Genomic DNA, 19378 nt, shown 5'->3' on the forward strand with positions numbered 1-19378 from the left:
CCGAAAATCTGGGGGAATGCGGATGGTTCGCGTCAGGCGAGAAACCGTCGTTGGTATCCTTGTGACGTCGCTGCCGCTTCTGGCAGCCGCCGCCGTCGCCTCGCTGTTCTTTCCGGGCAGCGGCGAGCGTCTGGTGACGCTCTACATGATCAACGTCATCGCCGTGCTTGGCATCGGCATCTATGCGGGCAATTCCGGCATCGTTTCCTTCGGCCATGTCGGCTTCATGGCGATCGGCGCCTATACGTCTGGCCTCTTGACGCTGAACCCGATCATCCAGAAGACGGCGTTGCCGCATCTGCCGGAATGGCTGGCGGGCACGGGCATGTCCTTCCTGCCGGCTCTTGCAATTGCGCTTGTCGTGGTCGCCCTGGTCGCGGTGCTGATCGGCATTCCGGTCGCGCGCCTTGGCGGCTCATCGGCCTCGATCGCCACACTCGGCTTTCTCGTGATCGTTCACGTCGTGCTCGTCGCCTCGACCGATTTCACCCGCGGCAGCCAGACCTTTTTCGGCATTCCGCGCGCGGTCAATCTCTGGGTGGCGCTGCCCTTTGCCATCGCGGCCATCGCGGTCGCGCGCCTTTACCGGGATTCGAGCGCCGGCCTGAAGCTTCGGGCCTCGCGCGAGGACGAGATTGCGTCCACCGCCGTCGGCGTCAATGTCAAGCTGCACCGCTTCTTCGGTTGGGTTCTCGGCGCCGTGCTCGCCGGTGCCGCCGGCGCGCTGCTTGCCCATTTCCTCGGCGCCTTTTCGCCCAAGGACTTCTACTTCAACCTCACCTTCATGCTCCTGGCGATGCTCATCCTCGGCGGCATCACCACGGTCTCGGGTGCCGTCGGCGGGGCTGCCGTCATCATGTTGATCGTGGAGCTGTTGCGTAAACTCGAAGGCGGCGTCGATCTGGGCTTCCTGAAGCTGCCGACGGTTTTCGGTTTGACCGACATCGGCATCGGCGTGGCCATCCTTGTCGTGATGTACCGCCTGCAGGATGGCCTTTTCGGCGTGCGTGAACTCGACGAGCGTTTCGGCTGGTTCAAGCGCCCGACGGCGAAGAGCCAGGCGCCGGTCGGCGCGACGACGGCAACACCAGTTTCCGTAACCGGTCAAGGCACGCTTCGGGTCGAAAACCTCGGCAAGAAGTTTGCCGGTCTCGTCGCGCTCGAAAACGCCAACTTCGACATCAAACCCGGCCTCGTCACCGGCCTGATAGGCCCGAACGGAGCAGGCAAGTCGACGCTGATCAACAGTGTTTCCGGCGTCGTGCCGCCATCGACCGGGCGTGTGCTGATCGACGGCCAGGATGTCGCCTCACTGCCGGTCCATGCGGTTCCGGTTGCCGGCCTTGCCCGCACCTTCCAGAACATTCGCCTGTTCAAGAATCTGACGGTTCTCGAAAACGTCACCGTCGCGGCAAGCGCGTTGAAGGCGGATGGCGAAGATCCGGCCGCCCGCGCTCTGGCGGTTCTGGAGGAAGTCGGGCTTGCGGAGTTTGCCCACCGGCTCGCGGGAACGCTTTCCTACGGCGCGCAGCGACGGCTTGAAATCGCCCGGGCGCTGGCGCTGAGGCCGCGCTATCTGCTGCTCGACGAGCCGGCTGCCGGCATGAACCCGATCGAGACCGAGGAGCTGATGCATGTCCTCGACCGCATCCGCGTCAAATATCGTCTCGGCCTGCTCGTCGTCGAGCACGACCTGAAACTGATCATGCGGCTCTGCGACGTCGTCGTGGTGCTCAACAAGGGCCAGCAGATCGCGATTGGCACGCCGGCGGAGATCCAGGCCAATCCGGATGTCATCGAGGCCTATATAGGCCGTCGTCGCTCGACGGCCCAGCCGCGGAGCGAAGCCGCCGCGACGTCCGATTTTCCGTCCGGTGCACCGGGCGTTCACAAACCTGCATAATCAAAGAGGGAGCTTTCCGGATGAAAAAGAACGTCAGGGCCCTGTGCCTCACCACAATCCTTTCTGGCATCGCGCTGTCGCCGCTGCCGGCTCTGGCCGAAGACCTGGTCATCGGTCTTGCGACCGCGCAGACAGGCGGTCTCGCGCCTTACGATCAGCCGTCGCTGAAGGGCCTGGAGATGGCGGTCGAGGAAATCAACGCGGCCGGTGGTGCCGCCGGCAAGTTCCCGATCAAGCTCGTTGCCAAGGACACCCGCTCGGATGCGGCCCAGACGGCGCTGGTGGCGCAGGAACTGGTCGACGAGGGTGTCAAGATCGTGATTACCCCCTGCGACGCCGACCCGTCGATCGCCGCTGGCCAAGTGACGCAAGCCGCCCAGATCCCGGCCTTCTCCTTCTGCGCCACGACGCCGACCATGCCGCTTGCCGTCGGCGACTATATGTTCGGCAACTATCCGGCCGACAACGTCCAGGCTTCGGTGCTTGCGACCTATGCCACCGAGAAGGGCTACAAGAAGGCCTATATCCTGAAGTCGCCCGATAGCGCCTATACACTGAAGCTGCCGGAATATTTCGGCGTGGCCTTCAAGGCCAAGGGCGGCGAACTTCTCGGCGAAGGCACCTACAGCATGGGTCAGCAGGACTTCGGCGCCGAAGTCACCAAGATCAAGGCGATGAACCCGGCGCCCGACGTGATCATGACCGCTGCCTATGAGCCGGATTTCCCGGCCTTCATACGCCAGCTGCGCGGTGCCGGCGTGACCATTCCCATCCTTGGCAGTGACGGCATCGATTCCCCGACCACCTTCGGCCTCGGCGCCACGGTTGACGGCGTTGTCTTCACCACGGCCGGCTTTGCCAGCGAAGGCAGCCCGCTTGCCGACTTCAACGTGAAGTACAAAGAGAAGTTCGGCCAGGAGCCGGATACGGTCTACATCGCCAACGGCTACGACCTCGGCAAGGTCATCGATGCGGCGGTGACCGAAGCCAACAGCATCGATCCTGTCGCTATCCGCAACGCGATCGCCTCGCTCGAAAACGTCAAGGGTGTTACCGGCCCGATCACCTATGCCGGCACGCAAGGGATGCCGATGCGTTCGGTTTCGCTGGTGCAGATCGAAGGCGGCAACCGCCAGCTGATCAGCCAGGGCGTTCCGGCGGCTGCCGACATTCCGGCACCCTGATCGACCTCGAGTGGCGGTCCCCGACTTCACAGGGGACCGCTTCTTCCGCCGCTGCTTCGCAATCCACGGCAAGGACTTTGCCCCGATGATGATGAGTGAAATTCCCGTTCCGAAGCCGCTTCTGGAAGTGAGCGGCCTCAAGGTCGCCTATGGCGCGGTCGAGGCGCTGAAGGGCGTCGATCTCACCGTCGGCAAAGGGCAGATCGTGACCCTGCTCGGCGCCAACGGTGCCGGCAAGAGTTCGACCTTGAATTCGCTTGTCGGGCTAGCGGCAAAGAAGGCGGGGCGCGTCTCGTTCAACGGTCAGGATATTTCAGGCCTCGCTCCAGAACAGATCGTCCGGCTCGGCATGACCCTGACGCCGGAGGGCCGGCGGATCTTTCCGAGCCTGACTGTCGACGAACACCTTTTGCTCGGCGGCGCCATGCACAAGGCGCGCGGCGCAATATCAGAAGTGCGCGAAGACATGCTGTCGCGCTTCCCGATCCTGAAGGAGCGTCTCGCCCAAAAGGCTGGCTCGCTCTCGGGTGGCGAACAGCAGATGCTGGCGATCGCCCGCTCGATGATGTCGTCGCCGGACCTGCTTCTGCTCGACGAACCCTCGCTTGGCCTTGCCCCACAGATCGTCGACCTGATCTTCGACCTGATCGCGGGCTTGAGGCAAAAGGGCCTGACGATCCTGCTCGTCGAACAGAACGTGTCGCTGTCGCTCGAGATCGCCGATGCCGGCTACGTCATGGCCAATGGCCGCATCGTTCTTTCGGGCACGGCCGCCGAGCTTCGCAATTCAACTGAAATCCAGGGCGCCTATCTCGGCGCTTGAAGCCCGGGGCGTAGAGGTCAAAACCATGGACATGTTCCTGCAGCAGCTCGTCAACGCGCTCAGCCTCGGCGGTACCTATGCGCTTCTAGCCCTTGGCCTTGCGGTCGTGTTCTCGATCATGGGGCTCATCAACTTCGCCCATGGCGAGCTGATGACGGCTGCCGGCTACGGTCTCTGCTTCGCGCTTCTCCTCGGCCTGCCGTTTCCGCTCGCTGTCTGCGGTGCGCTCCTGATCGCGATTGCACTCGCCATGCTGATGGAGCGCATCGCGTTCAGGCCCGTGCGTGGCGCCAGCGGCACGACGCTGCTCCTGACGAGCTTTGCCGTCAGCGCCATCCTGCGCGTCATTTTCCAGAACTTCATTTCAGCACGGCCGAAGCCCGTGCCGATGCCTGAAAGCTTTTCCGGCACGATCGAGATCGGCGGCCTGCATCTCGGGCTGATCCAGGGCACCTCGATCCTGGTGACGATCATCATGCTCGTCGGCCTCAATCTCTTCCTGCGCACCACCGTGCTTGGCCGTGCCATGCGCGCTGCCTCGGAAGATTTCGCCATCGTTCGGCTGATGGGTATCCGTGCCAATGCGGTGGTTGCGACGGCCTTTGCCATCTCCGGCCTGCTTGCCGGCGTTGCCGGCATCCTCTGGGTGGCGCAGCGTGGCAGCGTCGATCCGCTGATGGGCTTCCTGCCGGTGCTCAAAGCCTTCATCGCCGCGATCATCGGCGGGCTCGGCAGCCTGTCGGGTGCCGTAGCCGGTGGTTTCCTGCTCGGCTTCATCGAGGTGTTCCTGCAGGCCTATCTGCCGGAAAGCCTGCTCAGCTACCGCGATGCCTTTACCATCCTGCTCGTGATCGGCGTGCTGCTCTTTGCACCGCAGGGGCTGCTTGCCCGCAAGACGATCGTCAAGCTCTGAGGAGTTGCGGCCGTCGCCGCGGTGCCGTGCGTTACTACTGAACTAGGCAGCTGACAGACAGATATTTTCTCTTAATGCCCACCTCATACTCCGTCATCCTCGCCCTTGTGGCGGGGATCCAGCGACTCGACGTCCGTCGGGTCGTAGACTCTTTTCAGCCCAAGGACTTGGGCTGACTGGACCCCTGTGACAAGCACAGGGCTGAGGGAGATTGCGAGATGCCCCTCAGGATTTCTCAATCCATCGCGAGTGAACCGGGCTATTGGACATTGGCAGTGGCACCAATGGCCACGGGTCAGCTTCCAGCGTGCCAGATGCGCTTCGGCCTGTCAGGCTGAAGGCAATCGCTTTTCGTTAACGCCAAAAACGAAAACGCCGCGGGGAGGGCCGCGGCGTCTCGTTGGCGCTTTTCTCTCGATCGAGCAATTCCGAACGGAGACCCGTCGGAATTGCTCGCGGGATCAGCGTGCAGGCGGAGCGTACATCAGGCCGCCATTGCTCCAGAGCTTGTTGAGACCGCGGTCGATCTTCAGCGGGCTGTCCTTGCCGAGGTGGCGTTCGAAGACTTCGCCGTAGTTGCCGACGGCGGAAACCGCCTGGTAGGCCCATTTCGGATCAAGTCCGAGCGACTTGCCGGCTTCGTTCTCGATACCAAGGAAACGCTTCTGCGCGGTCGTGCCGCTTTCGATGAGCTTGGCGGCATTGTCCTTGGTGATCCCCAGTTCTTCGGCCTCGGTCAGCGCAAACAGCGTCCAGCGCACGATCTTGAACCACTGGTCGTCGCCCTGGCGCACGGCCGGGCCGAGCGGTTCCTTGGAGATCACTTCGGGCAGCACCACGAAACGATCGGGATCGTTGAGCGTCAGGCGCTGGGCGTAAAGCGCCGAGGCGTCGGTCGAATAGACGTCGCAGCGTGCCGTGTTGAAGGCCTGGATCGTCTGGTCGGCCTTTTCGAAGGCAACCACCTGGTACTGGATGTTGTTGGCGCCGAAATAGTCCGCCATGTTCTGCTCGGTCGTCGTGCCGGTCTCGGTGCAGACGGAGGCGCCCGAAAGTTCCTTGACGCTCTTCACGCCGAGGTCGTTGCGCACCATGAAGGCTTGGCCATCATAGTAGTTGACGCCGACGAAGCTCATGCCGAGATCGGTGTCGCGCGACAGCGTCCAGGTGGTCTGGCGCGACAAAAGATCGGCCTCGCCCGACTGCAGCGCCGTGAAACGCTCCTTGGTCGAGAGCGGCACGTATTTCACCTTGTCGGGATTGCCGAGGGCTACGGCTGCGACCGCACGGCAGAAATCGATGTCGAAGCCGGTCCACTCGCCCTTGTCGTTGGGCGCGGAAAAGCCGAGCACGCCCTGGCTGACGCCGCAGCGAAGCTCACCGCGCTCCTTGATGACGTCGAGCATACCGGCGTTGGCGGCGGTGCCGGCAAGAAACGCCGCGCTCGCCAGTGCTAGAACTCCAAATTTCATTGTCCTGTTCTCCTCTTCTTGATGTTTTGGGCATGCGTCTTCGCTGCCGGGATGCGCCTGCATCCCGGCCAATTCGCTTTGTCTTTCCTGCTAGTGCACCGGCCTTAGCCGAGTGTTTTCGATACGTCTTCGAAGGTCTCTTCGAGCACGGCAATCAGGTGATCGGCATCGCGTTTCGAGAAGATCATCGGCGGGCGCATTTTCAGGATATTGTCATGCGGGCCTTCCGTTCCCATCAGCACGCCACGGCGGCGGGCGCCGTTGGAGACAGCGCGGGCGAACTCGGTGGCCGGCGCCTTGGTCTTGCGGTCTGTGACCAGTTCGATGCCGAGGAAGAGGCCCATGCCGCGCACGTCGCCGATCACCTCGTATCGCGCCTGCATGGCGCGGAATGCGTCGATCAGGTAGTTGCCGATCGTAAGCGCGTTGCCGCGCAGGTCCTGTCCCTCGATGACGTCGAGCACGGCAAGGCCGACGGCGCAGGAGACCGGATTGCCGCCGAAGGTGTTGAAATACTCCATGCCGTTGTTGAAGCTGTCGGTGACCTCACGGGTGGTGACGACCGCTGCGAGCGGATGGCCGTCGCCGATCGGCTTGCCCATGGTGACGATGTCGGGCACGACGCCTTGCGTCTCGAAGGCCCACCAATGGCTGCCGACGCGGCCGAAGCCGACCTGCACCTCGTCGGCGATGCAGACGCCGCCGGCCTCGCGCACCAGGCGATAGACTTCCTTCAGATAGCCTTCCGGAAGGAACACCTGGCCGGCGACGCTCGGGATCGATTCCGCGATGAAGAAGCCCGGACCTTCGCCCCTGGCCTGCATCGCCGCGATCAGTTCGGCGACGCTTTCGGCAAAGCGCTTGCCGTGCTCCTCGACCGGCCAGTCGGCCGGTGCATGGTAGCTGTCGGGAATGGTCGCCACATGCACATGCGGCTTCGGACCCTTGCCGCCCTTGCGGCGGAACTTGTAGGGGCTGATATCGATCAGCTCCTGGGTCGTGCCGTGATAGGACCAGTCGAGGGTGATCGCATTCTCGCGGCCGGTATGTGCACGCATCAGCCGCAAGGCGAGGCTGTTGGCCTCCGAGCCGCTGTTGACGAAGCCGGCAACCGTCAGCTCCTTCGGCAGCGTCGCCGTCAGTCGCTCGGCATAGGCGACGATGTTGTCGTGCAGGTAGCGGGTGTTGGTGTTGAGGATCGCCGCTTGCTTCGCCATCGCCTCGACCACCGCCGGATGGGCGTGGCCGATATGGCAGACATTGTTGAAGCAGTCGAGATAGGCGCGGCCGCTGTCGTCGATCAGCCAGACGCCTTCGCCACGCACGAACTTGATCGGCTTGTCATAGGAGATCGAGAGGTTGGGGAGCAGCAGTTCCTTGCGACGCTTGACGATTTCCTCGTGCGAGCGGCCCTTCTTCTCGTAGAATTCTTCAGCGATGCCGGCGAAGGTGCGGGCATCGGGGAAGAGTTCCGCCCAGACGTCGAGGAATTGCGGTTCTCCGACGCCTAGGATTTCGGTCGCCGAGAGACTGGTGTCGGTCGAAAGCTGCAGGTGCAGATGCGGCGCCCAGCCGCCGTTTTCCTTCGGCGCGCCCATTTCGCCGACGAGCGCGCCAGCCTCCAGCCGGTCGCCGGCCTTGATACGGCGCATCGCCTCATGCGCCATGTGGCCCCAGAGCGTGACGAAGGGCGGGCAGCCCTCCGGTTGATGGCGAAGTGCGATCAGGCAGCCGTAGCCGAGCGGATCTTCTTCGATCTCGACACTGACGACGGTTGCTGCAAGCGGGGTGTAAAGCTTGGTGCCGGCCGCCATGAACAGGTCGAGCCCGAGATGATGGGTGCGGCGGGTGTGGTCGATAAAGCGCGAGACGAACATCTCGCCGGCATAGACCGTGCGCTCCTCGGCGAAGGGGCCAATGCCGAGCGCGATGCCGTGTTCGCGGCAATAATCCTCCCAGATCGCCTGGGCTTCGTCCGGCTGTTCGCCCGCGGATTTCACCGTCATCGGGTGTGTGGGGTCGCCATAGGGCACGAGCGCTGCCGGGTAGGTGGCGGCCGGCCGTTCGAGCAGCGGCTTCAGCGTCTTGCGGTTGGCGTTGATCCAGGCGTTGACATTGCGGGCACCTGCGGTCGCCTCGAAACCGCAGGCATGCCGCAGGATCGCGGTGGCGAAGCGCGGGTTCATCCGGTCGAGCTTGCGCAGCAAGGTCCAGGCCGGACGCTCGCTGATCGCGAGATAGGGGTTGTCGTCGGTGTGGGCGCGGCGCGACGCCGAGATGGTGACCGAGGTCACGAGCCGGATGGCGATGAGATCGAACAGGATGTCGACTTCTTCTTCCGTCAGCGGATATTCCTGATGGAAGCCACGGGCGATCGCGGCGGCAGCGCCGATCGGGTCGGGATGGTCGAGCCCGGCATAGGCGGCGGCGATCGCCACTTCGGCGATGACGGGCGCGTACAACGCATCGCCGAAATCGATCAGGCCGGAGATGGTGTCATGGTCGGCCTTGGCGACCAGAACGTTCCAATCGTTGGCGTCGTTGTGGATGACCTGAGCGCGAAGGGTCGCAAGCCGCGGCGCGACGGATTTTTCGAAGCGTGCGAGGAAGCGTTCGAGCAGCGCCCGGTCTTCGGCGGAGGTGACGTGATGCAGCCGATCGGCCGAGCGACCGGCATGACGGATGTCCCAGTCGAGATCGCGTAGCGCACCCGGATGCATGAAACCTCTGAGCGACGCGTCGAAGCGGCCGAGCATCTGCCCGAGCGACTGGAGGGCGGCGTCGCTACGACCGGTTTCGGCCAGCGGCAGGCCCTCGACCCAGCTGACGAGGCGAAGGCGATGGGTGACGCCGCGCGCGCTCGTGGTCGAAGCGAGACTCTCACCCGATAGCGTCGGACGGATATGCGGTACCGGCAGATCGGCGGCATGGGTGCCGACGTGGCTGAGCAGCGCCGTCTGGAAGTCGCTTTCGGCTTCCGGTTCGGCACCGTTGACGATCTTCAGGATGTAGGTGCCGTGACCCTCGGTCTCGACCTTGAAGTTCTGGTCGCGCTCACTGGCAAGGAGCGAAAGCGCGCCGGTCAGGCCATAGTGCGACTTCAGCAGTTCTGCTGCGGCATCGGTCGAAAAGTCAGGCGTCGTCTTCAGCATATCGTTCATGGGGACCCTCATCTGTGATCGAGAGTTACATGAGCGGCGACATGATGCATCCGGCAATATGCCGGTTGCACCGGCACTATGTTTATAATAACCGTCATCTTGTCGGCGCGATCAGGAGGAGCGGATATGCAGGACATTGACGCGATCGACCGCACCATCCTCAGTATCCTGTCGCAGGAAGCGCGCATCCCGATGAAGTCTCTGGCGGGGCGCATCGGTCTCTCCCGCAGTGCGACGACCGAGCGGGTCAGCCGGCTTGAAAAAGCCGGCGTCATTCGCGGCTATCGCGCTGATATCGGGCAACTGGAGGACGGCACGATCCAGGCCTTCCTGCTCGTTACCTTGAAGCGCACGCCCTCGATCGGGGTGCTTGATCGCCTTGCCGGCTTCTCGTCTGTGCGCAAGGTATCGTCGGTCAGCGGCCAACTTGATCTCGTTGTCGAGGTGGAGGTCGGCTCGATCAACGCGCTCAACGAATTGCGCAACGAGGTGGCGACGATGGACAATGTCGAAGACCTGACGACGTCGATTGTGCTCAGGAGAGATATCGAGCGGAGCTGATACTTCGAGATATCGGCCAGCGCCGATACTCTGGGCTTGCGCTAGCCCTCGCTCAGCAACTCCGCTTGCGGAGCGAGCCTTTCGAGCAACGAGCGGCGTACACGGCCGATGTCGCGCATCGGCGGCTCGCCGAAGTGACGCGCATATTCGCGGCTGAACTGCGACTGGCTCTCATAACCCACCTGATGGCCGGCATCGCCGGCGTCGAGGCTTTCCTCCAGCATCAGCCGGCGCGCCTCCTGCAGCCGCAGCTGCTTCTGGTATTGCAGCGGGCTCATCGCCGTGATCGCCTTGAAGTGATGATGCAGCGACGAGACGCTCATGGAAACACGGTTGGCAAGGTCGTCGATCTTGAGCGGCCGCGAATAATGCTCCTTCAACCAGGCAACGGCGCGGCCGACCTGGTGCGGCTGGCTGTCGGTCGTTGCCATCTGCCGCAGGCGGTGACCGTGCGGGCCGGTCAGAAGCCGATAAAGGATCTCCTGTTCGATCAGCGGCAGGAGCGCGGGGATATCATCAGGTCGTTCAAGCAGGCGCAGCAGGCGAAGGGCCGCGTCTTCGAGATCCGGCATGATCTTGCTGACACTCATGCCGCGGGCCGAGGTGTTCGGCGCCGGCAGTTGCGACAGCGACGCAAGCAGGGCCTGGATCTTGCCGGGGTCGAGCGTGAAGGCCATGCTGAGATAGGGCTCGTCGGCGGAAGCCTGGCAGACCTGGGAGAGAACAGGCAGATCGATCGATGTCAGCAGATAGTCGGATGCGCCGTAGATCAGCGTTTCCCCGCCCAGCACCACGCGTTTTGTGCCTTGCACGATGATCGCGAGACTTGGCCGGTAGGCGGAGCAGTTGACCGGGGCATCGCCGCCATGGCGATGCAGGGTCAGACCGTTAATGTCTGTCCGGTGGTCGCCGTCCCTTTCGGCAAACCGGGCAATGACGTCAATCATCTCGAAGCGGGCGGTCTGTCGCGTGGCTGTCATAATCTCAGGTCTTTCCAGCGGCTTAGCATTGTGTGAGGCAATGCTCAGGTAGGACACTGACGTGCCATCTCCAGCGCGTCACTGTCAATCTTGTAGGATTGTGCAAAAACTTTGCAGGATCGCTCTAACGCTTGTTGCGGCCGGGCACCCATAGTCCGAGGTGCGTCAGGCCGGACTTCCTCCGGACCTGCACCCTTTCCTAAAATGAGGACAGACTGATGGCCATTGCAAGAGGATATGCGGCGACCGATGCGTCGAAGCCGCTGACGCCCTTCACCTTCGAGCGCCGCGAACCGCGCGACGACGACGTGGTGATCGAGATCAAATATTGCGGCGTCTGCCACTCCGACATCCACCAGGCCCGCAACGAATGGGGCAACTCAGCCTTCCCGATGGTGCCCGGCCACGAGATCGTCGGCATCGTCACGGCGGTCGGTTCGAAGGTTACCAAATTCAAGGTGGGTGACCGCGCTGGCGTCGGTTGTTTCGTCGATTCCTGCACCACCTGCGCCACCCGCGACCTCGACCTGGAACACTACATGCCGGGCCTGATCGTGACCTATAACGGCGTCGAAGCCGACGGCAAGACAGCGACGCAGGGTGGCTATTCGGATCATATCGTCGTCAAGGAAGGCTACGTCCTTTCGATCCCGGAAAACCTGCCGCTCGATGCGGCCGCACCGCTTCTTTGCGCCGGCATCACGCTTTACTCGCCGCTGCGCCACTGGAAGGCGGGGCCTGGCAAGAAGGTCGCGATCGTCGGCATGGGCGGCCTTGGCCATATGGGCGTCAAGCTGGCGGATGCGATGGGTGCAGACGTCACCGTTCTCAGCCAGACGCTTTCCAAGAAAGAAGACGGGCTGAAGCTCGGTGCCGATCACTATTACGCCACCAACGACCCTGAAACCTTCAAGGCTCTTGCAGGCACGTTCGACCTGATCATCTGCACGGTTGCCGCCGAGATCGACTGGAATGCCTATCTCAACCTCTTGAAGGTCGATGGCGATCTGGTGCTGGTCGGCATTCCGGAAAACGCGGTGCCGGTGCACGCCTTCTCGCTGGTGCCCGCACGCCGCAGCATTTCCGGCTCCATGATCGGCTCGATCAAGGAAACCCAGGAAATGCTCGACTTCTGCGGTAAGCACGACATCGTTTCGGAAATCGAAACGATCCGCATCCAGGACGTCAACGCGGCCTATGAGCGCGTCGTCAAGAGCGACGTGCGCTACCGCTTCGTCATCGACATGGCGTCGCTGCAGGACGCTGCCTAAGCAGAAACGAAACGGCCCGGCGTCCATTGAATGCCGGGCCGTTTTCTGTCCGCCATAGCGGGCTCAAACGAGGGGCAGCGGCCCGTCGTTCTTGATCTCTTCCATCACGGCGTAGGTGCGGGTCTCCTTGACGCCCGGAAGCGTCCAGAGCACCTGGCCGAGGAAGTTGCGGTAGGCCGCCATATCCTCGAAGCGCGTCTTCACCAGATAGTCGAAACCGCCCGCCACCATATGACATTCGAGCACGGCCGGTGCCTGTTTGACGGCTGCGGCGAACTGGTCGAAGACATCAGGTGTGGTCTTGTCGAGCATGACCTCGATGAAGACCAGCAGGCCGAAGCCGAGCTTGTGCGGGTCCAGTCTCGCGCCGAAGCCCGAGACATAACCTTCCTTCAACAGCCGGCGCAGCCGCTCGCTTGTCGCCGTCGGCGACAGGCCGATGCGATCGGCAAGCTCCAGATTGGTGATGCGGCCATCCGCCTGGAGGATGTTGAGAATTCTACGGTCAATCTTGTCGATCTGATGCATGGAGCCTCCCACCGGTGCCTCAGGCGGCAAGTCGCGTTTCCGCGAGCTTTACCCAGTAGGAGATGCCGTGCGGGATCGCCTCGTCGTTGAAATCATAGGCCGGGTGGTGCAGCCCCGCGGTATCGCCGTTGCCCATGAAGACAAAGGCGCCGGGGCGTGCGAGCAGCATGTAGGAAAAATCCTCGCCGCCCATCATCGGGTCGAGCGACGGCCTGACGTTGCCTGTCCCGGCGATCTCGGCCGCTGCCTGCAGCGCATAGCCGGTCTCGTCGGCATGGTTGACCGTCACCGGGTAGTTGCGGTTGTAGGCAACCTCGACCGTTGCGCCGTAGATGCCGGCCACGCCTTCTGCGATCGTGCGGATGCGCGCCTCGCCTATGTCGCGCACTTCAGGCATCAGCGTGCGAACGGTGCCGCCAAGAACCGCATCCTCGGGGATGACGTTGTGGGCGAAGCCGGCGTGGAACTTGGTGACGGAAACGACGACGGAGGCAAGCGGGTCGACGGTGCGGGACGCGATCGTCTGCAGTGCGGTGACGATCTGGGTGCCGACGACGATCGGGTCGATCGTCTTGTGCGGCTGGGCGGCATGGCCGCCGCGGCCCTTGATGGTGATAGTGAACTCGTCGGTCGACGCCATGATCGGGCCAACGCGGCTGCCGAAATGGCCGACGGGCATGCCCGGCATGTTGTGCATGCCGTAGACCTCGGCGATCGCGAAGCGCTCCATCATGCCGTCCTTGACCATCTCGTTGCCGCCGCCGCCACCTTCTTCGGCCGGCTGGAAGATAACGGCGACCTGGCCGGCGAAATTCCGGGTCTCGGCCAGATACTTGGCGGCGCCGAGCAGCATGGCGGTGTGGCCGTCATGGCCGCAGGCATGCATCTTGCCGGATGTTTCCGACGCCCAGGGCTTGCCGCTGGTTTCGGTGATCGGCAGCGCATCCATGTCGGCGCGAAGGCCGACGGTGCGGCCCGCGCCGAGATTGCCGCGGATCAGGCCGACGACGCCGGTGCGCCCGAGCCCCGTCACGACTTCGTCAACGCCGAATTCCTTCAGTTTCTTTTCGACGAAGGATGCCGTATTTTCGACCGCGAACAGGAGCTCCGGGTTCCTGTGCAGGTGGCGCCGCCATTCGGCGACTTCGTTCTGGAGCTCGGCGGCACGGTTGAGTATGGGCATCGGTTCGTCCTGTCGATCTGTTCGATCACTAGAGTATCTGTCGTGGATTGGCAGTGGCCCGCGTGAATGGGCTTTGCCATCTCCTCGCCATATAGGCTAAATAGCCGGACGAGACGAGGCAACAGCGGATTTTCGAGGTTCTATCGTGGTGACAGCAGGATTTTTCACGCGTGGCAAGATGAAGGCGCTTGGAGTGACGGCGCTGGCTTGCGCAACGCTTCTTGCAGCTCTGCCGGCCGCGGCCAATCCAAGGCTGGTCGTCGACGTCAATTCGCTGAAGGTCTACGAGCACCAGGATATCTTCCAGAAATGGTATCCGGCATCGCTGACCAAGCTGATGACGGCCTATACGACGTTCCGCGCCATCAAGTCCGGGCAGCTGACGCTTGAAAGCCCCGTCGTCATGACCAAGAACGCGGCGGCCGAACCGCCGAGCAAGATGTTCTACAAGCCCGGCCAGGCGATGACGCTCGACAGCGCGCTGAAGATGATGCTGGTCAAATCGGCAAACGACGTCGCCGTCGCGATTGCCGAGACGGTCGGTGGTTCCGAGCCCGCCTTCATCGAGCGCATGAACGCCGAGGCGCGCCGCATCGGCATGACCTCGTCCAACTTCATCAATCCCAACGGCTTGCCCGGCGCCGGCCAGTACACGACCGCCCGCGATCTCGCGGTGCTGGCGATCACGCTCAAGCGCGAGTTCCCGCAATACGCCTCCTATTTCTCGCTCGAAGGTTTTACGACCGGCAAGAAGAACTATCCGAACTACAACAAGCTGATCGGCCGCTTCGAAGGCGCTGACGGCATGAAGACCGGCTTCATCTGCGCCTCCGGCTTCAACCAGGTATCGTCAGCCACCCGTGACGGCCGCAGCGTCGTATCGGTCGTGCTCGGCGAAGATAGCCTCGGCGCGCGTACCGACGAATCCGCACGTCTTTTGCAGATGGCGCTGACGACGATTGGCACCGGAAAACCGTCGCTGGTGCAGATTCCACCTTATGGCGAAACGCGCGACATGGTGGCCGACGTCAGCAAGCAGATCTGCTCGAAGGCGGCCGCCAAGGTGCGCAGCGAAGGCCGCGACGAGGCCGGACGGCAGAAACTGCTGTCGCCCTATATCCACGAAATCAACCGGCCGCTGAAGCTCGCCTTTGCCGGCCTCATTGCCGGCAGCGGGGAGAAGGCGCCGAAGGTCGTCGCCGAAGAGACCGCACAAGGTGACGCCGTCAATGTGCCGATCCCCGTGCCGCGGCCGACATTCTGATCGGAGTTCATGATGGTTAGCCCCTTGCCGGCGGTGCCGGTCTCGATCCTCACCGGCTTTCTCGGTGCGGGCAAGACGACATTGCTCAACCGGCTGCTGAAGGACCCCGATCTCTCGGACACGGCCGTCATCATCAACGAGTTCGGTGATGTCTCGATCGACCATCTGCTGGTGGAAGCCTCCAGCGACGGCGTGATCGAGCTTTCCGACGGTTGCCTTTGCTGCACCGTGCGCGGCGAGCTGGTCGATACGCTTGCCGATCTCATGGACCGGATGCAGACCGGCAAGATCAAGCCGCTGAAGCGCGTCGTCATCGAGACGACAGGGCTTGCCGATCCGGCGCCGGTGCTGCAGTCGGTGATCGGCAATCCTGTGATCGCACAGAATTTTCGCCTGGATGGCGTGGTCACCGTCGTGGACGCGGTCAACGGCCTGCAGACGATCGCCAATCACGAAGAGGCCTTGAAGCAGGTCGCCGTCGCAGACCGCATCGTCATCAGCAAAACGGCACTTGCAGACGCTTCGCAGCGCGATGCGTTGACGGCCCGGATCCGCGCGCTCAATCCGCGTGCGCCGCTGATCGACGGCGACAGCGCCGAGGCGGGACGCGCCACGATGTTTGATTGCGGTCTTTATGACCCGTCCTCGAAGATCGCCGACGTCGGCCGCTGGCTGCAGGACGAAGCGCATCACGACCACCACCATGAACATGATCATGGCGACCACGACCATGATCATGTTCATCATCATGGGCACGAGCACCACCACCACCATCATCACGACGTGACGCGGCATGGCGGCGACATTCGCTCGTTCAGCATCGTGCACGACCGGCCGATCGAGCCGATGGCGCTCGACATGTTCATCGACCTCCTGCGCTCGGCGCATGGCGAGAAGCTGCTCAGGATGAAGGCGATCGTCGCGGTTGCTGACAGGCCGGAGCGACCGCTGGTGCTGCACGGCGTACAGAATGTCTTCCACACGCCGGAAAGACTGGCTGCCTGGCCGGATCCCAACGACCGGCGCACCCGCATGGTGCTGATCACCAAAGGGCTGACGGAGGAGTTTGTCCGCGACCTCTTCGATGCATTCACCGGCAAGCCGCGCATCGACCGGCCGGACGCCCAGGCACTGTCCGATAACCCGCTCGCCGTCCCCGGCATGCGGTTCTAATCACAATTTAAAGCGCGCGTTGAGATACCGCGGCGTCTCAGGCACCCTTGCGGATCAAGAACCGGTGGCCGCCGTCAGCGGCCGCGGACGCTTCGAGCGTGTGGCCGTCTTCGTTGCAGAAGTGTGGGATGTCGATCACGGCCAGCGGATCGGTCGTCTCGATCTCGAGCAGCGCGCCTGGCGCAAGAGACGCCATGCGCTTGCGTGTCTTCAAAACCGGAAGGGGGCATTTAAGCCCCCTCAGGTCGTAGACGATCTTGTGTTCGTCCGGCATCAATTGCCCCAGATTTTCCAGAAGGGGCGCTTCTTCGGCGGCTCTTCGGTGAGGACGGGTGTTTCCGCCACAGCGTCAGGTGCAGGTGCCGTCGCAACGGCGGCCGTCTGCTGTCCTGCAGCCGCAGACGCTGCAGCCCGCGTCTGCTTCATCGCCTTTGCCGGCTCTTGAGCCTGCGGCGCTACGACGGCCTGCTGCCCACTTGCTTCTTGGTCCGGCGTTATGACAACTGGAGCGGGCATCTGCAGTTCAGGTTCGCTTTTCGAAAACAGGCTCCAGAAGGACTTCTTGGGCTCTTCGACGGCGGCCTGCATCACCGGCTGCGGGATCGGGTTGGCGGCCGGAACCGGAACGTGCTTGCCGCCTTGGGTCGCCTTTTCGAGTTCCTTCTTCTGGATCTCGACGGCCAGTTTGGTCTCTTCCGCTTCCTTCTGATCGGCGATCTTCTTTTCGAGATCGCTCGCCTTCATCATCTTGCCGGCGTCAAGGGAGTTGCCGGTCGGCGCATAGGCGAGTTCGCGGCCAACGCGCTGCTTGGCGACGATCGCCTTGCGCTCGGCTTCGCTCGGCTCGTACCAGACCATGCCGTCATACTTCTTCATGGCCTTGTCGTAGTCGGTCTGATAGCTCTTTTCGAAGCTTGCCATCGCCACCTGCAGTGCCGGCGGCGTCGACATGGCCGGGCACTGGCCGCCCGGGTTGAACGGCCCGGAGGCCTGCTGGTTGAAGACGTACTTCTTCTCGCAGACATTGACCTCAGGCGGACGCTTGGTGACTTCGAACTGGTCGTAGCCGACCTTCAGCATCTTCCAAAAGTCGATGTTCGGGTTGTCGCGGTGACGCGCCATGTTTTCCGCCGTCATGCGGAAGGGGAAGGCCTGGAGCTGCACGCTCTCCTGGCCGCCCTTGAAGCTGTCGCGGGCGAGCGCGAAGATCTCGATCATCTGCTCGTCGGTCATCGAGTAGCAGCCCGACGACGAGCAGGCGCCATGGATCATCAAGTGCGTGCCCTGGCGGCCGTTCGCCTTGTCATATGCGTTTGGGTAGCCGGTGTTGATGGCCAGATAGTAATTGGAATTGGGGTTCATCTGGCGCGGGAAGAGCGGGTAGAAGCCTTCCGGGGCCTGACGGTCGCCTTCCTTCACCTTGGGGCCGAGCTTGCCCGACCAGGCGCAGATCTTGTAGGTCTTCAAAAGCTGGAAGCGGTTGGCCGTATTGGCCTTCCAGACCTCGAGCGTGCCCTCTTCCTTGAAGATACGCAGCGCGATCGGGGCCTGCTTCTGCATCCCGAGCTCGCTCATCTTTTTGACCATCGGAGCAGAGACCTGATACTCGGTCTTGTTCTTGACGGACTTGATATCGACCGACGTCGTGGCGTCGAGCGCTTCGTTGGTGCAGCCGGCAAGCGCGGTGACGATGGCGGCGGAGGCTACAAGGTTTCTGAAACGCATCAGCAGAGGCCCGTTCAAACCCAAACTCGACTAGCAGAGCCGCGTCCGTGGGGGAGGGCCCTTTAGAGAATCACTAAGCGATTATACTTCACGAATTCTTAACCCTGCAGGGGACGCCTGCCGATGCGCTGTTCATGACCTCATGAATATGGCCAAGATTTGGCCATAGTCCGCTTTGCGGTTGCGAAAGTCGCTGCCGCAATCGCAGGCCTCCGGCTGAAAGAGCAGCGGGCGTCGGCCCGCTTCCCAGCGCGAACTTAGAGATTGCGGCCGATATTCAGGTATTTCTGTCGGCGATCCGTGCGCAATTGGTCGCCGCTGCGCCCGGAAAGCTCCTTCAGCGCGTCGGCGATGACCGTGCCGGTGCGACCGATGACAGCATTCGGATCACGGTGAGCGCCGCCGACCGGTTCCTGAATGATGCCGTCGATGACGCCGAGCGCCTTCAGGTCTTCAGAGGTGATCTTCATGTTGCTGGCCGCTTCCTTGGCGCGGGTGGAATCGCGCCAGAGGATCGAGGCGGCACCTTCCGGCGAAATCACGCTGTAGATCGCATGTTCCAGCATGTAGACGCGGTTGCCGGTGGCGATCGCGATCGCGCCGCCCGAGCCGCCTTCGCCGATGACGACCGTGACGATCGGCACGCGGACGTTGAGGCACATCTCGGTCGAGCGGGCAATCGCCTCCGCCTGGCCGCGCTCTTCGGCGTTAACACCCGGATAAGCGCCTGCGGTATCGACGAGCGTGATCAGCGGCAGGCCGAAGCGATCGGCCATTTCCATGACGCGGATCGCCTTGCGGTAACCTTCAGGACGAGGGCTGCCGAAATTGTGCTTGATGCGCGACTTCGTGTCGTTGCCCTTTTCCTGGCCGAGAACGGCCACCGGCATGCCGCGGAAACGCGCAAGGCCGGCCTGGATGGCGTCGTCGTTGGCGAAGTTGCGGTCGCCCGCAAGCGGCGTGAACTCGGTAAAGAGCTCGGCGGCATAATCCAGGAAGTGCGGGCGCGAGGGGTGACGGGCGACCTGGGTCTTCTGCCAGGGCGTCAGCTTGGAATAGATCTCGGCCATCGCGTCGCGGACGCGCGTCTCCAGGCGTTCGATCTCATCCGAAGTGTTCACGCTCTCGTCTTCGCCGGCGAGCTTCTTGAGTTCAAGAATCTTGCCTTCGAGGTCTGAGATGGGCTTTTCGAAATCGAGATAGTTGTGCATGAGATGCGTTTCCGATCATTTTGCGA

16 protein-coding genes are annotated in these 19378 nt (G+C 62.7%); 8 read left to right on the plus strand and 8 right to left on the minus strand.

The features are described 5' to 3' along the window. The first annotated feature begins 22 nt into the window (after positions 1-22). From VGO04_RS11535 to VGO04_RS11550, 4 genes are all read left to right on the plus strand, one after another. A complete protein-coding gene (locus VGO04_RS11535) occupies positions 23-1903 on the plus strand; it encodes a branched-chain amino acid ABC transporter ATP-binding protein/permease (RefSeq protein WP_327496095.1) in 1881 nt (626 codons plus the stop codon). Positions 1904-1923: 20 nt separating this feature from the next. Next, positions 1924-3087: an ABC transporter substrate-binding protein gene (locus VGO04_RS11540; protein WP_327496096.1), complete on the plus strand. Its 1164-nt coding sequence runs from the start codon at positions 1924-1926 to the stop codon at positions 3085-3087. A gap of 85 nt (positions 3088-3172) precedes the next feature. After that, positions 3173-3910 carry an ABC transporter ATP-binding protein gene (locus VGO04_RS11545; protein WP_327496097.1) on the plus strand — a complete coding sequence of 246 codons (738 nt, stop codon included), beginning with the start codon at positions 3173-3175 and terminating at the stop codon, positions 3908-3910. A gap of 25 nt (positions 3911-3935) precedes the next feature. Then, positions 3936-4823, plus strand: coding sequence for a branched-chain amino acid ABC transporter permease (locus VGO04_RS11550; RefSeq protein ID WP_327496098.1), 888 nt, complete (start codon positions 3936-3938; stop codon positions 4821-4823). A gap of 461 nt (positions 4824-5284) precedes the next feature. Here the strand turns inward: VGO04_RS11550 and VGO04_RS11555 are convergent, their stop codons facing one another. Continuing rightward, positions 5285-6295, minus strand: a complete 1011-nt coding sequence (locus VGO04_RS11555; protein ID WP_327496099.1) for an amino acid ABC transporter substrate-binding protein — start codon at positions 6293-6295, stop codon at positions 5285-5287. Positions 6296-6399: 104 nt separating this feature from the next. Further along, on the minus strand, positions 6400-9456 hold the full coding sequence (locus VGO04_RS11560; protein WP_327496100.1) for an aminotransferase class III-fold pyridoxal phosphate-dependent enzyme: 3057 nt from the start codon (positions 9454-9456) through the stop codon (positions 6400-6402). Between the two features lie 78 nt (positions 9457-9534). On the opposite strand from VGO04_RS11560, the gene VGO04_RS11565 reads away from it, so the two are divergent. Beyond that, on the plus strand, positions 9535-10017 hold the full coding sequence (locus VGO04_RS11565; protein ID WP_327496101.1) for an Lrp/AsnC family transcriptional regulator: 483 nt from the start codon (positions 9535-9537) through the stop codon (positions 10015-10017). A gap of 41 nt (positions 10018-10058) precedes the next feature. Here the strand turns inward: VGO04_RS11565 and VGO04_RS11570 are convergent, their stop codons facing one another. Further along, on the minus strand, positions 10059-10997 hold the full coding sequence (locus VGO04_RS11570; RefSeq protein ID WP_327496102.1) for an AraC family transcriptional regulator: 939 nt from the start codon (positions 10995-10997) through the stop codon (positions 10059-10061). A gap of 218 nt (positions 10998-11215) precedes the next feature. Between VGO04_RS11570 and VGO04_RS11575 the strand changes: the two genes are divergently transcribed. After that, positions 11216-12268, plus strand: a complete 1053-nt coding sequence (locus VGO04_RS11575) for an NAD(P)-dependent alcohol dehydrogenase (RefSeq protein ID WP_327496103.1) — start codon at positions 11216-11218, stop codon at positions 12266-12268. Positions 12269-12331: 63 nt separating this feature from the next. Here VGO04_RS11575 and VGO04_RS11580 read toward each other — a convergent pair whose 3' ends face one another. Both VGO04_RS11580 and VGO04_RS11585 read right to left on the minus strand, forming a co-directional pair. Continuing rightward, entirely contained in the window at positions 12332-12796 is a 465-nt protein-coding gene (locus VGO04_RS11580) for an Lrp/AsnC ligand binding domain-containing protein (protein WP_057254736.1), read from the minus strand. Positions 12797-12815: 19 nt separating this feature from the next. After that, on the minus strand, positions 12816-13979 hold the full coding sequence (locus VGO04_RS11585) for a M20 aminoacylase family protein (protein ID WP_327496104.1): 1164 nt from the start codon (positions 13977-13979) through the stop codon (positions 12816-12818). 193 nt (positions 13980-14172) lie between these two features. Here VGO04_RS11585 and VGO04_RS11590 point away from each other — a divergent pair, with 193 nt between their 5' ends. Next, positions 14173-15243, plus strand: coding sequence for a D-alanyl-D-alanine carboxypeptidase family protein (locus VGO04_RS11590; RefSeq protein ID WP_327496120.1), 1071 nt, complete (start codon positions 14173-14175; stop codon positions 15241-15243). A gap of 12 nt (positions 15244-15255) precedes the next feature. Further along, positions 15256-16416, plus strand: a complete 1161-nt coding sequence (locus VGO04_RS11595; protein ID WP_327496105.1) for a GTP-binding protein — start codon at positions 15256-15258, stop codon at positions 16414-16416. 37 nt (positions 16417-16453) lie between these two features. Here the strand turns inward: VGO04_RS11595 and VGO04_RS11600 are convergent, their stop codons facing one another. The 3 genes from VGO04_RS11600 to VGO04_RS11610 all read right to left on the minus strand — a co-directional run bounded on the left by VGO04_RS11600 (position 16454) and on the right by VGO04_RS11610 (position 19352). Beyond that, positions 16454-16690: a sulfurtransferase TusA family protein gene (locus VGO04_RS11600; RefSeq protein ID WP_327496106.1), complete on the minus strand. Its 237-nt coding sequence runs from the start codon at positions 16688-16690 to the stop codon at positions 16454-16456. Beyond that, positions 16690-18141, minus strand: coding sequence for a murein L,D-transpeptidase family protein (locus VGO04_RS11605; RefSeq protein ID WP_327496107.1), 1452 nt, complete (start codon positions 18139-18141; stop codon positions 16690-16692). The genes VGO04_RS11600 and VGO04_RS11605 overlap by 1 nt, the downstream gene beginning before the upstream one ends. A gap of 257 nt (positions 18142-18398) precedes the next feature. Continuing rightward, a complete protein-coding gene (locus VGO04_RS11610) occupies positions 18399-19352 on the minus strand; it encodes an acetyl-CoA carboxylase carboxyltransferase subunit alpha (RefSeq protein ID WP_327496108.1) in 954 nt (317 codons plus the stop codon). Positions 19353-19378 lie beyond the last annotated feature (26 nt).

The organism is Ensifer sp. (genome assembly GCF_035999185.1).
Lineage (GTDB): Bacteria > Pseudomonadota > Alphaproteobacteria > Rhizobiales > Rhizobiaceae > Ensifer.

Bases quoted from the DNA above. Each gene is read 5' to 3' on its own strand.
- VGO04_RS11535 (WP_327496095.1), top strand. From the start codon at position 23: ATGGTTCGCGTCAGGCGAGAAACCGTCGTTGGTATCCTTGTGACGTCG.
- VGO04_RS11540 (WP_327496096.1), top strand. From the start codon at position 1,924: ATGAAAAAGAACGTCAGGGCCCTGTGCCTCACCACAATCCTTTCTGGC.
- VGO04_RS11545 (WP_327496097.1), top strand. From the start codon at position 3,173: ATGATGATGAGTGAAATTCCCGTTCCGAAGCCGCTTCTGGAAGTGAGC.
- VGO04_RS11550 (WP_327496098.1), top strand. From the start codon at position 3,936: ATGGACATGTTCCTGCAGCAGCTCGTCAACGCGCTCAGCCTCGGCGGT.
- VGO04_RS11555 (WP_327496099.1), bottom strand. From the start codon at position 6,295: ATGAAATTTGGAGTTCTAGCACTGGCGAGCGCGGCGTTTCTTGCCGGC.
- VGO04_RS11560 (WP_327496100.1), bottom strand. From the start codon at position 9,456: ATGAACGATATGCTGAAGACGACGCCTGACTTTTCGACCGATGCCGCA.
- VGO04_RS11565 (WP_327496101.1), top strand. From the start codon at position 9,535: ATGTTTATAATAACCGTCATCTTGTCGGCGCGATCAGGAGGAGCGGAT.
- VGO04_RS11570 (WP_327496102.1), bottom strand. From the start codon at position 10,997: ATGACAGCCACGCGACAGACCGCCCGCTTCGAGATGATTGACGTCATT.
- VGO04_RS11575 (WP_327496103.1), top strand. From the start codon at position 11,216: ATGGCCATTGCAAGAGGATATGCGGCGACCGATGCGTCGAAGCCGCTG.
- VGO04_RS11580 (WP_057254736.1), bottom strand. From the start codon at position 12,796: ATGCATCAGATCGACAAGATTGACCGTAGAATTCTCAACATCCTCCAG.
- VGO04_RS11585 (WP_327496104.1), bottom strand. From the start codon at position 13,979: ATGCCCATACTCAACCGTGCCGCCGAGCTCCAGAACGAAGTCGCCGAA.
- VGO04_RS11595 (WP_327496105.1), top strand. From the start codon at position 15,256: ATGGTTAGCCCCTTGCCGGCGGTGCCGGTCTCGATCCTCACCGGCTTT.
- VGO04_RS11600 (WP_327496106.1), bottom strand. From the start codon at position 16,690: ATGCCGGACGAACACAAGATCGTCTACGACCTGAGGGGGCTTAAATGC.
- VGO04_RS11605 (WP_327496107.1), bottom strand. From the start codon at position 18,141: ATGCGTTTCAGAAACCTTGTAGCCTCCGCCGCCATCGTCACCGCGCTT.
- VGO04_RS11610 (WP_327496108.1), bottom strand. From the start codon at position 19,352: ATGCACAACTATCTCGATTTCGAAAAGCCCATCTCAGACCTCGAAGGC.